This window comes from Williamsoniiplasma luminosum, assembly GCF_002803985.1.
Lineage (GTDB): Bacteria > Bacillota_I > Bacilli_A > Mycoplasmatales > Mycoplasmataceae > Williamsoniiplasma > Williamsoniiplasma luminosum.
Map to the genome: position 1 here is coordinate 271,514 of NZ_CP024963.1, position 13,727 is coordinate 285,240.

The 13,727-nt window shown below is 30.2% G+C and carries 12 protein-coding genes; all 12 read left to right on the plus strand.

Annotated elements, in window-relative coordinates:
• The first annotated feature begins 5 nt into the window (after positions 1-5).
• The 12 genes from ELUMI_RS01135 (at position 6) to ELUMI_RS01190 (ending at position 13,725) form a co-directional block, all read left to right on the plus strand.
• The gene (locus tag ELUMI_RS01135; RefSeq protein WP_025734451.1) at positions 6-2,669 is read left to right on the plus strand and encodes an HAD-IC family P-type ATPase; all 2,664 of its coding nucleotides are present in this window, start codon (positions 6-8) and stop codon (positions 2,667-2,669) included.
• 110 nt (positions 2,670-2,779) lie between these two features.
• Positions 2,780-4,354, plus strand: coding sequence for an APC family permease (locus ELUMI_RS01140; RefSeq protein WP_025734452.1), 1,575 nt, complete (start codon positions 2,780-2,782; stop codon positions 4,352-4,354).
• The gene (locus tag ELUMI_RS01145) at positions 4,341-5,921 is read left to right on the plus strand and encodes an APC family permease (protein WP_025734453.1); all 1,581 of its coding nucleotides are present in this window, start codon (positions 4,341-4,343) and stop codon (positions 5,919-5,921) included. The genes ELUMI_RS01140 and ELUMI_RS01145 overlap by 14 nt, the downstream gene beginning before the upstream one ends.
• Entirely contained in the window at positions 5,908-7,458 is a 1,551-nt protein-coding gene (locus tag ELUMI_RS01150) for an APC family permease (RefSeq protein ID WP_025734454.1), read from the plus strand. Before ELUMI_RS01145 ends, ELUMI_RS01150 begins: the two co-directional genes overlap by 14 nt.
• 48 nt (positions 7,459-7,506) lie before the next feature.
• Positions 7,507-8,130, plus strand: a complete 624-nt coding sequence (gene pgsA, locus ELUMI_RS01155; protein WP_025734455.1) for a CDP-diacylglycerol--glycerol-3-phosphate 3-phosphatidyltransferase — start codon at positions 7,507-7,509, stop codon at positions 8,128-8,130.
• Positions 8,123-8,827 (plus strand): 16S rRNA (guanine(527)-N(7))-methyltransferase RsmG, encoded by a 705-nt coding sequence (gene rsmG, locus ELUMI_RS01160; protein ID WP_025734456.1) that lies wholly within the window; start codon positions 8,123-8,125, stop codon positions 8,825-8,827. Before pgsA ends, rsmG begins: the two co-directional genes overlap by 8 nt.
• Positions 8,828-8,910: 83 nt before the next feature.
• The gene (locus ELUMI_RS01165) at positions 8,911-9,306 is read left to right on the plus strand and encodes a hypothetical protein (RefSeq protein WP_025734457.1); all 396 of its coding nucleotides are present in this window, start codon (positions 8,911-8,913) and stop codon (positions 9,304-9,306) included.
• Between the two features lie 263 nt (positions 9,307-9,569).
• Positions 9,570-9,962: a hypothetical protein gene (locus ELUMI_RS01170; RefSeq protein WP_025734458.1), complete on the plus strand. Its 393-nt coding sequence runs from the start codon at positions 9,570-9,572 to the stop codon at positions 9,960-9,962.
• Between the two features lie 189 nt (positions 9,963-10,151).
• Positions 10,152-10,448 carry a hypothetical protein gene (locus ELUMI_RS01175; protein WP_025734459.1) on the plus strand — a complete coding sequence of 99 codons (297 nt, stop codon included), beginning with the start codon at positions 10,152-10,154 and terminating at the stop codon, positions 10,446-10,448.
• Positions 10,448-11,542: a redox-regulated ATPase YchF gene (gene ychF, locus ELUMI_RS01180; protein ID WP_025734460.1), complete on the plus strand. Its 1,095-nt coding sequence runs from the start codon at positions 10,448-10,450 to the stop codon at positions 11,540-11,542. Before ELUMI_RS01175 ends, ychF begins: the two co-directional genes overlap by 1 nt.
• Before the next feature lie 132 nt (positions 11,543-11,674).
• Entirely contained in the window at positions 11,675-12,361 is a 687-nt protein-coding gene (locus tag ELUMI_RS01185) for a M48 family metallopeptidase (RefSeq protein ID WP_025734461.1), read from the plus strand.
• 161 nt (positions 12,362-12,522) lie between these two features.
• On the plus strand, positions 12,523-13,725 hold the full coding sequence (locus ELUMI_RS01190; RefSeq protein WP_025734462.1) for an arginine deiminase: 1,203 nt from the start codon (positions 12,523-12,525) through the stop codon (positions 13,723-13,725).
• Positions 13,726-13,727 lie beyond the last annotated feature (2 nt).

The following is a 13,727-nucleotide window of genomic DNA, read 5'->3' on the forward strand; positions in this document are numbered from 1 at the left end:
ATAAAATGAAAAAGAAAACTGCTGAATTAAGGTACCAAGAAGAACAGAAAGTTTTAGACTTAGCTAATTCAAAACTTTTAAATTTTGAAGAAAATTTAAAAGTTGAAATTGGAGTTAGTTCTGCATCAAGACAACAACGCCAAGAAGTTCAAGGTAAAAACGAACTTATTCATAAAAAATTTAATCATTTTAAAAAACTCCTAAGTGTTTTAATCGAGCCATTTAACCTTCTACTTTTAGCAATCGCCATTGCTGAAATTTTAATCTACGCTTTAAAAACTCATCAAACAATTGATTTAGTTTCTGCTTTTGTGATTTTGTTTATGATCGTTTTGGCAGGTGGGGTTGATTACTTTCAAGAATACAAAGCTTATAAATCCAATAAGGAACTTCACCACATGATCGAAAATGCTTTCATGGTTCATGACGGAAAAATGGATATCAACAATATTGATATTAAAAAAGTTAAAAACAATTTACAAAAACTAGATCAGTCTGAGTTAGTTGTTGGAGATGTGATATTTTTGCAAGCAGGAGATGTTGTTCCAGCAGATATTAGAATTATCTATAGTCAAAACGTGATGCTTGACGAATCTTCTTTAACTGGAGAAAGCGAAGCTGTTGCTAAGTTTAGTGAAAATAAAACTGGTAAAAAAATGATTGAAATGCAAAACATTGCTTTTTCTCAAACAACAGTAACTGAAGGAAGTTTGCTTGGAGTCGTGATTAATGTTGGGATCCAAAATTATGCAGCTTCCATTTCAACAATGGCTGAAGAACAAGAAACGGTTTCTGAGTATGAAAAAGGACTAGCTAAAGTTGTTAAACTTTTGGTTATTTCAATTTTAGCAATGATTCCAGTGATTCTTTTGACAACTGGTTTTCGTTTGGGAGGTCAAGAAAATAGTTGAATCCAAGCATTAATTTTTGCTTTGACAATTGCAGTTTCATTAATTCCGGAAGCACTGCCAGCGATCATTTCTTCAAACCTGCAATTAGGGTCTAAAAAAATGGCCAAAGATAAAGTTGTTATTAAAGACTTATCTGTGGTTCAAAACATGGGTAGTGTTAATGTTTTGGCAATGGATAAAACAGGAACACTAACCAATGAAGAAGTAACTTTAAACAAGTGAATTAATTATGATGGAATTCAGTCTAATGAACTTGGGCAATTGATTTATTTGAATGCTTCAAATCAACAAAATTTGACCAACAAAATTGAACAAGGAATTCTAAAAGTTTTAAATGAAACTTGTTTAAATAATAAAACATATAACTTATTAGCAGATAAACCATTTGATCATGAGTCAAGAATTGCGAGTGTTTTAGTTCAAAACGATCAAGAATTGCTTCAAATTACAAAAGGTAGTGTTGATGAAATGTTGAGACATATTGACTTCATCAGAATCAATGATGAAGTCAAAAAAATTACGCAAAAAAACATTGATCAAATTTTGAAAGAAGTTAAAGAATATTCAGAACAAGGTTTCAGAACATTAATTATTGGATCAAACAACAAAAGTAAAAAGATTGTTGATCAAAACTTAATTTATGAAGGAATGATGTTGTTTGAAGAAACAATTAAACCAAACGCCAAAGAAGCAATTAAATTAATTCATGATTATAATATTGATCTAAAAATTTTAACCGGTGACGCTAAGGAAGTTGCTTTAAAAATTGCCAAGACTTTAGAAATCCAAAATCCAATTGCGTTAAATAGTGATGAATTCTTTAAAATGAATGATGATGAAATGGGTGAAGCTTTAAAAACTGTCAACATCATTGCAAAACTTTCACCAATTGAAAAAGCTAAAGTTATTGAAATTTTACAAACCAAAGATAATGCTAGTGTTGCTTATTTAGGAGATGGTGTTAATGACATGGTTTCACTTAAAAAAGCTGATGTTGGGATTTCTGTTAACAACGGGACTTCTTTGGCAAAATCTGCATCTTCAGTAATTCTTTTGGAAAAAGATTTAGCAGTTTTGGAAAAATCTTTTGTAAAAGGAAGAGAAATTTTTACCAATGCCATTAAATATATCAACATCACAATCGCAGCTAATTTTGGTCTCTTGTTAACTTTAATTATTTCTTCAATTTGATTTTCAAAATTTACAGCCATGCAACCTGTGCAATTATTATTGCAAAATCTATTATATGATTTTGCGAATTTGATTTTTGTTTTCGATAAAGTGGATAAATTTTCTATTGAACATCCCAAAAAATGAAGTGCAAATAGAATCATTGTTTTTGCATTTTGAAATGGAATAGTTGCCACAATAATTAGTGTAATCAACTTCTTAATTATTGGATATGGGATGGGGTTATTCAATGAAATTAGTAATGGAGTTGATGGGGCAATTCAACGCTTTCAAACGACATTCTTTTTAGAATCAATGATCACACATATGATGTTAATTTTGGTTTATCGCACAGAAAAAATTTCCTTAATTCAATCACGACCTTCGTGACAACTTGTTTTGGGAATGGTATTTTTTATTGGTCTTTCATTCTTAATTACCTACATCCATCCAATCGCTCATGTTGTAAATTTTGAACAACCAAATAATTATTGATTATTAGTTTTACTTGGTTTAATTGCGATGACATGAGTTCTTGGAGAGTGTTCAAAATTTGGATATAAAAAGCTTTTTAAACAATGATATTAAATTTCAAAAACCAGAACACAAACAAATTTTGACATTTTGTCTCATACATAAAAAAATAATGTACAATCAAAATAATTATTTTTTGACCAAATAATTAGAAAGAGAAAAAAATGTTTAAAAACAAAGCAAAATTTTATGAATTTTTATCATTGTTTATCATGACTATTGGAACTGTCATTGGTTCTGGTATTTATATGAAAAACAATCAATTATTACAATTGACACATAACCCTATCATCGCCATTATTTCATGAATGGCTGTCGGGATGGTTTGTATCATGATCGTTTATGTTTTTATTGAAATTTCAAGTGCAACAATGCACATGGGTAATGGAACAGTTCCGACTTGAACCAAAATGTTTATTAATCGTAAAACAGCTAGTTTGTTTTCAATTATTTATACAGTTTTATACTACCCAATTTGTCAAGCGCTTTTTGCCAGTGCTTTTGTTGCTTACTTTTTTAAGACAATTAATCAAGCACTATCTGCGAATAACCAATTGATTATTTTGTTAACTTGTGGAATTATTTTTATTCTTATTTTTAATTTAATGAATATGTTTAATCAAAAAATTGGAGGTCGATTTCAAATTGTCGCAACCATTTTTAAATTTATCCCGTTAGTAATTGCTTTGTTTGCTGGTTTCTTTTTATTTGATTCAAATTCATCAATCAACACCACTGGAATGGATGGTGGAACTTGATCAACTTCAAATTTTGCCCCCGAAAATTTCATTCGAGGTTTTGGTCCAATTTTATTTGCTTTTGATGGTTTTATTTTAATCGCTAATGCTCAAAAAAAGGCAAAATTTAAAGAAGTTGTACCCAAGTCATTATTGTTTGGACTAATTTTTGTGGCCGTCTTTTATGTGTTGATGGCCGTGTCATTATTTATGGGATCACCTGATGGAAGTATTGTTGAATTATTAGCTAAATTATTTGGAAGTTCTGGTTCTGCAGATGCCAAAAAAATTGCAAATATTGTTTCAAATGTGATTTTGATGTTCATTTGTTTATTCGGTGTAAACATCTTTTCAATGGTCCCAATCAATATGTTGGAATCTGATGTTGATGCTAAATTAGTTTATACAAATAATAAACACGTTTCATTTGTCAAAGCTGGGATTATTCATTCAATTTTTACAATTATTGTTTACTTATTTTTAGTTTTAATGGGAGCATTAGTTGCAAGGGGAAATTGAAATGGAATCTCAACCAATTTTGAAAGTTGATCAGCGTTAAATCCAGGTAAACAGATTCAAGATTATTTAGGATTTACCACTGATAAAATTTTAGCTTTTATTAACACAGTAAGTACAGCTATTTCGACTTTTGGTTTTTCGATGGTTGGAGTGCTATTAATTGCTTCAATCTTTAATCGAAAAACTCAAAAAGTTGAAGTTGTTAAAGTGAAACATTTTGTGCCAATCGCAATTGTTTCTTCAATTCTTTTATTGTTCTTTGTGGCTTGTGGAATTATCACTTTTGCATTACCTGATAAAGGTCAGTTTTGAGTCGAATCAGATGGTTTCTTCTTTACAATGATTTTCATTGCTCTATTAGTTTTTGTTTTAATCTTATTTTTGATTCAAGAACAATTATTTAAAAAGAACGGTGTTCACGGTGGTTTTGATGGTTTTGTTTCTCATGGAAATAAAAAGGACATAAACCATGTCAAACAATAAACCAAAAGCAAAAACGTTTGAGTTTTTATCCTTATTTATCATGGTGATTGGAGCTGTGATTGGTTCTGGTATTTACATGAAAAATAACGAGTTATTGCAATTAACTCATAACCCGATCATTGCGATTATTTCTTGGTTGATTGTGGGGATGGTTTGTATCATGATTGTCTATGTTTTCATTGAAATTTCTAGTGCAACCACCCATATTGGAAATGGGACAGTTCCAACTTGAGCGAAGATGTTTATTAATCGAAAAACAGCAAGCTGATTTTCGATTGTTTATACAGTTTTATATTATCCAATTTGCCAATCGCTTTTTGCTGGAGCTTTAGTTGCTTACTTTTTCAAATCGATTAATCAACCACTTTCTGCCAACAATCAACTAATTATTTTATTAGTTTGTGGAATTGTTTTCATCTTGATATTTAACCTATTAAATATGCTTAAACCGCAAATCGGAAGACAATTTCAAATTGTAGCAACGGTTTTTAAATTTATTCCTTTAGTGATTGCTTTGTTTGCTGGTTTCTTTTTAATTGGACCAGATTCATCAATTAAAAATGGTGGATTTGAAGGCAACATGTGATCAACTTCTGATTTCGCCCCAGAAAATTTCATTCGTGGTTTTGGTCCGGTTTTATTTGCCTTTGATGGCTTTATTTATATGGCCAATCTACAAAAACGTGCCAAGTTTAAAGATGTTGTTCCAAAATCATTATTATTTGGACTTGTTTTTGTGACTATATTTTATGTGTTAATGGCAATTTCGTTGTTTATGGGATCACCTGATGGAAGCATTGTTCAGTTATTAACCAAATTATTTGCAATTTCTGGTTCAGAAAATGCAAACACAATTGCAAATATTGTTTCAAATATCATTTTGATGTTTATTTGTCTATTCGGAATTAATATTTTTTCAATGGTCGCAATCAATGGTTTGGAATCTGATGTTGATGCTAAATTGATTTACACAAATAACAAGCATGTTTCATTTGTCAAAGCAGGGATTGTTCATTCCATTTTTACAATTTTCTTTTTCACATTTATAGTTTTAATGGGGGCCTTAGTTCCAAGAGGAAATTGAATGGGAATATCAACTAATTATGAAAATTGATCAAGTTCGCATCAACAATTAGGTGTTCCAGAATATTTAAGATTTACAACAAACCATATTTTAGCTTTCATCAACACAATCAGTACAGCGATCTCAACTTTTGGTTTCTTAATGATCGGAATTGTGCTAATCGCTTCGATTTTTAATCGCAGATCGAACAAGGTAGAAGTTGTCAAAATGAAAGGTTTTATTCCGATTGCAATCATTGCTTCAATGCTCTTAATTTTCTTTGTAATTTGTGGAATTATCACTTTCGTTTTACCCAATAATAATGAAAAATGAATCGACTCTGAAGGCTTTTTATTCACAATAATCTGTTTTTGTTTGTTTATTTTTGTTTTTAGTTTATTCTTAATTCAAGAACATTTTTTCAAAAAAAATGGTCTAGACGGTGGTTTTGAAGGATTTATTTCTTCAAACCAAAGAAAGGAAATGGATTATGTTAAGGAATAAACCAAAAACGAAAACGTTTGAATTTTTAACACTATTTACAATGGTTATCGGGACTGTGATGGGTGCTGGTATTTATATGAAAAATAACGAGTTATTACAACAAACACAAAACCCAATTATTGCAATTAGCTTGTGAGTTCTTGTCGGTTTTGTTTGCGTGATCTCAGTGAGAGTTTTTATTGAGATTTCTAGTTCTACCAAACACTTTGGTAATGGAACAATTGGAAATTGAGCAAAACTTTTTATTAATCGAAAGGTGGCCTCATTCTTTGCAATTTTCTATTTAGTCATGTATGTGCCTTCAACTCAAGCGTTTTTTGTTGGAACATTTATTATGTATTTCTTTCAAGCTTTAGGAATTGTTATTAGTCCAGCGACTCAATTATCAATTTATTTAGCTGCCGGAATTGCGATTTTGACAGGTTTTTCATTATTACAAATTTATAAACCTAAATATAATAAAATATTACAAGTTTTTGGAACGATTTTTAAATTCATTCCCCTAGTTATTGCTTTAGTTGCAGGATTTATTTTAATTGATAAAACTGGTGATTCATCTGCGATGTGAAATGGAGGAGCTGGAGGAAGTCATTGATCGACTACTTCCATTTCCAAAACCGCCTTTATCGGTGGTTTTGGAGCCATTCTGTTTTCATTTGATGGTTATATTTATATTGCCAATGCTCAAAAAGATGCCACACATAAAGATGTGGTGCCAAAAGCCTTATTCTTTGGAATGATCTTTGTTTCAATCTTCTACGCATTAATGGCGGTTTCATTGTTCTTGGGTTCTCCAGATGGTTCAATTCAACAACTTTTCGAAAAAATGTTATCGGGAGGAAGTCCAAGTAAAGCCACAGCTGATGCTGCAAGAATTATTTCGAATGTGATTTTAATTGTTATTTGTGGTTTAAATATTAATGTCTTTACATATATCGGGTCTGTTGGGGTGCAAGCTGATACAGAAATGGGGTTGTTGTATGCTGGTAAAAACCAAGCCAAAGCAACACCTAAAAAAGCCAGTTGAGCCCAAACTTTGATGGTGATCATCATTTATGCAATTATGATTTTGATGGGATTCTTTATTCCGATTGCGACGTCTGGATGAGATGGTATAAACACAGTTATCACGCCGGAGATGATCGCGAAGAGTAACGATATTTGATATTCTCCATTAACGTTAATGGGAGAGTTTGCTTCTGCGATTTCTGCCCTTTCATTTATCTTGATTTCAGCCATTGTGTTTGCAGCAGTTCGTAATCGAAAAACCAACAAAGTAAAAGTTGATAAAGTAAAATATTTTGTTCCGTTAGCTATTTTTTCATCAGTTGCCATGTGCATATTTACATTTTTTGGAATCTTTACATTTGTTTTCCCGAACGCCTTTTTATTAGAAGGTAAACCATGAATTGAAACTGGTGGAATGGTCTTTACAACCATGTTAGTTTTCTCAATTGTGATGGGAATTGGTTCTTATTTCATTCAAGAAAAACTGCTTTTCAAAAACAAATCATCAAAGGAAATTGCAAAGGTATAATCCAAAACTTTTTGTTCATGCTAAAATTAAACAAGATTAGGAGAACTTATGAATTGACCAAATAGAATAACTGTTTTTAGATTAATATTAGTTCCATTTATAACTATTTTAATGTTGTTAGGCTTTTATTTAAAAGCAGAAACACTTCTTATTGGCAATAATAGTTATCAAATTTCGATCTTTTATCTAGTTGCTGGAATTTTATTTATTTTAGGAAGTTTGAGTGATTTTTTAGACGGATATTTAGCCAGAAAAAATAATCAAGTAACTGATTTTGGAAAATTTTTTGATCCAATCGCGGATAAACTTTTAGTTAATACAACGTTAATTCTATTTGCTTGAACAGGAATGTTGCCTGTTTGGATTGCTTTGATTTTGATTGCAAGAGATATCTTTGTCGATTTTATCCGCATGATTTTAAGCAAAAAACAAGTAACTCTTGCAGCCGGAATTTGAGGAAAATTAAAAACAACTTTCCAAATGCTTGGATTAAGTTTAATTTTCTTTTTATCATACAAATTTTTCCCTCAACACCAATTCCAAGAATATGGTTGATTGAATATGGTTGTTCAAATTCCGATGTTTATCGCCACAGGATTTAGTCTTTATTCTGGAGTTGATTACTTCATTAAAGCTTATCCAACACTATTTAAAGGAAACACAAATGTTTAATAATTGAAAAATTTTTGATGAATATAAAAATCTAAAATTAACAGATGTAATCAAAACACAATTAAATCAATACTATGATTTTCTGGTTTCAGAAAATGAAAAATATAACCTAACAAGAATCACTTCTGAAAACGAAGTTTTTGAAAAACATTTTTTGGATTCATTACTATTCACTCAAGAAATTAATTTGGAAAATCAAACGATTGCCGATATTGGAACTGGTCCTGGATTTCCAGGAGTTGTTTTAAAAATCTTTTTTCCGAATTTAAAAATCACATTAATTGAGTCTAATAATAAAAAAGTTTTATTTTTAAAACAACTGATTAATTTGCTTAATTTAAAAGATATTGATGTTGTTGATCAAAGAGCAGAAGTGTTTTCAATTGAACATCAAGAAGAATTTGATCTGGTCATTTCACGAGCAGTTGCTTATCTAGATATCATTTTAGAAATCGGTGTGCAAATGCTCAAAATTGATGGATATTTCGTCCTATTAAAAGGTCCTAAAGCTGAAGAAGAAATCAAAAATATGGGGAATAAAGATCAAAAAATGAAACTAGAACTTGTTCAAAAACAAGTTCTAGTTGATGTTGGTTTTGGTAGCAGAACCAATTTGTTTTATCAAAAAAAGGCCAAAACACCTAAAGAATATCCCCGTAAATATGCCCAAATTAAGAAAGATTCAAAGCAAAATTAAGTTTTTTAAGTAATTTATAGTTATTAATATAAGATAAATTCAAGATCGTAAGATTAATAAAAATAAAAATTCGGGAGGTTTTTATGAATAAAACAAAATTTGAAGGAACATATAAAGCTGGAGTTATAGTTTCGATCGTCGGAGCGTCTATTTCACTTGCGTGAGTTGCACTTTTTGGCTTAATTGCCGCTATTGGCATGGGTGTTTTCAAAAACATTGGCAGTGGGTTTGGATTGGCCACACTGATTATCTGTATAATAGGAATAATTCCAAGTATTTTAATTTTAATTTTTGGAGCTAAAAGCTTAAAAGATAAATCAGCAGATAAAAGAATCGCAATTGGGATTATGTCGATTATTTTCGGAGTATTGTTAATAATTTTTGTTTTTGGAATTATTCTTTTAGTTGGTGGGATCATGATGTTATCTGCATCCAAAGAAATAACATACAATGACAATCCTCAAAACATGACTGAATAAAATAATATTAAATTCAAACAAAAAATTTAAAAAATTACCAAATTGGTAATTTTTTTAACTAAATATTAAATCAGGGTGATTATCAAAACAACAAAATTAATTTGTTGATCGAATTATTTAACAAAACAATTGAGATTATAATAAAAAAACTTTTTCTACCAATATCTTTATTAAAGAATAGGTCTTTTTTTGATGTAAAATATTAATCATAATATCAATACACAAAAGATATTATAGTATTTAAAAAGAAGGGGGAGGTTTAAATGAAAACAAAATTTGAAGGGTTATATAAATCTGGATTAATATTAACAATTCTCGGTGCTGCTTTAACAATAGCCTTGATTGCAATCATTGCATCAATTTTTATTGCAACTGGTGCTTCTACAAACGTTGATTGATATGTCGATCTAGCTGTTATGACGTACTTATGATTAATCACATTTGTTGTGATCTTAGTCCCGTGTCTTTTAATTATCGTTTTTTCGAGCATATCCCTAAAAAGACAATCACCATACCAAACAATTCCGATTGCGGTATTATCAATTATTTTTGGAAATATTGTTGGAATGATTGGTGCAATTTTGATGCTATGTGCTCCCCAAGACCAAGCAAATGCACCACCAGCACAACCAACTATTGAGTCAAACACCAATTAACATGTGTTATAAAATCGAAAAGATTTATCATTTTTGATAAATCTTTTTTTTAACATCATTTTGAAAATGATGTTAAAAATTGATGGATAAAATGTCCAAAACACTACTGCAATATGTTTGAGTATTCAAACAATTTAGAGATATAAAATTATATTAATGTATAATTAATAAGTTATTTAGGGGGTATATATGCAAAAAACAGAATTTGAACAAAAATATAAAACAGGATTAATTTTAATGATCATTGGAGCTTCTATGACCTTGATTTTTTCATTTATTTTTCTTTTTATTCCCAACATTCTTATTTTAGTTTGGGCAAGCCAAAGTCTAAAAACTCAATCAATGGAAAAAAAGGTTCCACTAGCAGTTCTATCAATTCTATTTGGTGCTATTTTAGGAATTATTGGTGGAATTATGATGCTAGTAGCGCAAGAAACAATAATTAAAACAGAGGCACCAATTAAAGAGATTGGGGAATCACAATAATGGCATTACAAGTTGGAATCGTTGGTTTACCAAATGTGGGAAAATCTACCCTGTTTAATGCAATTACTAACTCTAAAGTGGAAGCTGCAAATTATCCTTTTGCAACAATCGAACCAAATGTGGGAGTAGTTGAAGTTCCTGATAAAAGACTAGATCGCTTAAAAGAGATTTTTGGTTCTAAAAAACGTGTGGCAACAACAATTGAATTTGTTGATATTGCAGGTTTAATTGCTGGAGCTTCAAAAGGTGAAGGTTTAGGAAATGCTTTTTTAGCCAACATTAGAGAAACTAATGCAATTTGTCAAGTTGTGAGATGTTTTGATAATAAAGATATTACTCATGTTGAGGGAAGTGTGGACCCAATTCGTGATATTGAAATTATCAATTTAGAATTAATGCTAGCTGATGAAGCGACAATCAAAAAACGTATTGAGCGTATCGCTGCCAAAGTTCGATCAAATGATAAATTAAGCAAAGAAGAAAATGATGTTCTCCTTAAATGCAAAACCCATTTAGAAAATAATTTAATGTTAAATTCTTTAACATTAACAGAAGAAGAAACTAAAGTTTTACAAGGGTTTCAATTACTAACTTCAAAACCATTTATTTACGTTGTTAATGTCAATGATGATGAAATTTCAATTGATAATGACTATGTTAAAAAAGTGCAAGAATATGCAAGTAAACAAGGCTTTAAAGTTGTTAAAATTTCTGCCAAAATCGAAGAAGATTTATCTGAAGCTGATGAAGAAGAAAGACTAGCTTTCTTGCATGAATTAGGAGCTGATCAAACTGGATTAGAATCATTAATTCAAGCAGCTTATGAAACACTTGGACTTCAAACATACTTTACAGCCGGACCACAAGAAGCGCATTCATGACAATTTAAAAAAGGGATGACAGCCCCACAAGCAGCTGGAATTATTCATACTGATTTTGAAAAAGGATTTATTAAAGCAGATGTTTATAACGTCAAAGATTTATTTGAATTAGGGACTGAAAAAGCGGTCAAAGAAAACGGTAAAATGCGTTTAGAGGGTAAACAATATATCATGCAAGATGGTGATGTTTGCTTCTTTAAATTTAATGTTTAATTACTTTGAATTAAACATTAATGCATGAAAATAATTTTTAAAAATGTAGTTTGCTCAACTACATTTTTATTTTTTAGAATTATTTTTCGATAAACAAATAATATTATTTATAATTTATAAGGGAACAAAAATATGGCAACAATGAAAAAAACAATTAGTGTTAATGGCAATCTTGTTAACTACAATTTAACATATCGAGATCAAAAAAATCTTGTGTTAAAAGTTAGAGATGGCCAAATTTGTATTTCTGCCCCAGTTCGTGCCAATGATTGAGATATTGAACAAATTATTTATAAAAATTACCACACAATCAACAAATATCAAATCAGTTATGATGTGCATTTAAAATATGATTTATATAGTAATCAACCTTGAATCAAAATTTTTGATCAAAAAATTAACGTCGTTTTTTCAACTGATAACATCCATCCTAAATTGATTAATAACGAACTACATATTAAAAATTATCTGAATCTTGATGAGCAAATAGCTAAAATTTATACCTTCCTAGCGAAACAATATAAAAATTGATTTATTAATCAAACTGGCCAATGAGCGAGTTTGATGAATTTACATTTTAAAAATTTAAGTCTAAAAGCAATGACAACAAAATGAGGTGTTTGCTACCCGCAAACACAAAAAATTATGTACAATATAAAATTGATTCATTTCAAACCAGAAATCATTGACTACGTCATTGTTCATGAACTTACACACCTAGAATTCCCTAATCATTCAAAAGATTTTTGACGTCGAGTTGAAAAATTTTTACCACATTATAGAGAGTTAAGCAAAGAATTAAATCAGCCTGGGGCATAGGCTTTTTTTTGTGGTATACTATTAGAAAATTTTCTAACTTTTTATTTTTTTTTGGAAATGGTTATTTACATAGGTAATCGACAGGAGTAAAATATTTTATGTGAGGCAATTCTAAAAAAGAATTACATCCGATTAAAAATATCAAATAAGGAGATAAAATTATGGAAAAAAAAGTTCATGTATTTTCAGAAATTGGTAAGCTAAAAAGTGTTTTAGTTCACCGTCCTGGAGATGAAGTAGAAAACTTAACACCTGAATACTTAGAAAGGCTTTTGTTTGATGATGTCCCATTTAAAAAAGTGGCTATTGAAGAACACAACAAATTTACAAGTTTAATAAGAGAAAATGGCGCAGAAGTGCTTTACATCGAAGAATTAGTTGCAGAAACATTAGATCAAAACCCAAAAATTAAAGAAGCGTTTGTGGATCAATTTATCAACGAAGCAAGCGTGAGAAAAGACTTGGTAAAACCCTTCAAAGATTTCTTAATGAAAATGACTAATTTAGATATGGCAGTTAAAATGATTGCTGGAACTAAAAAATTAGAATTAGGAATTACAAATGATGCTGATAAATATCCATTTATCGCAGACCCATTACCAAATGTCTTATTCCAAAGAGATCCATTTGCATCAATTGGAAATGGTGTGACAATGCATCACATGTGATCAGTGACAAGAAACAGAGAAACAATTTTCCCTGATTTGGTTTTCAAAAACCATAAACGTTTCGCAGGAAATGTTCCTTACTTTTATGAAAGAGACTGAAAAGATTTCATCGAAGGTGGAGATATTCTTGTCTTAAATAGTGAAACATTAATTATTGGTGTTTCACAAAGAACTTCAATGGCAGCCATCGAAAAGGCTTCAAAGCAAATTTTCAAAGAAGGTTCATATAATAAAATTTTGGTTTTAGATTTACCAAAAAGTAGAGCATTTATGCACCTTGATACTGTTTTCACAAATGTTGATTATGACAAATTTATCGTGCATCCATTAATTTTTGATTCAATTGATCAATTTAAAATTTTCGAATTATCAAAAGATGGTAAAAAAGAAATTAAAAAACCATTAGTCGACGTTTTAAGTGAAGCTACAGGCTACAAAGTTCAATTAATTAAATGTGGTGGAGAAGATCCAATCGCAGCTGGTCGTGAACAATGAAATGATGGGACAAATGTTTTAACAATTGCCCCTGGTGTTGTTATTGCTTATGAAAGAAACTGAGTAACTATCGACTTGTTAGAAAAAGCTGGAGTTAAAGTTATTAAAACTCCATCTTCAGAATTATCACGTGGACGTGGTGGTCCAAGATGTATGACGATGCCAATCATCAGAGAAGATTTACCAAAAAAATCATCATAATA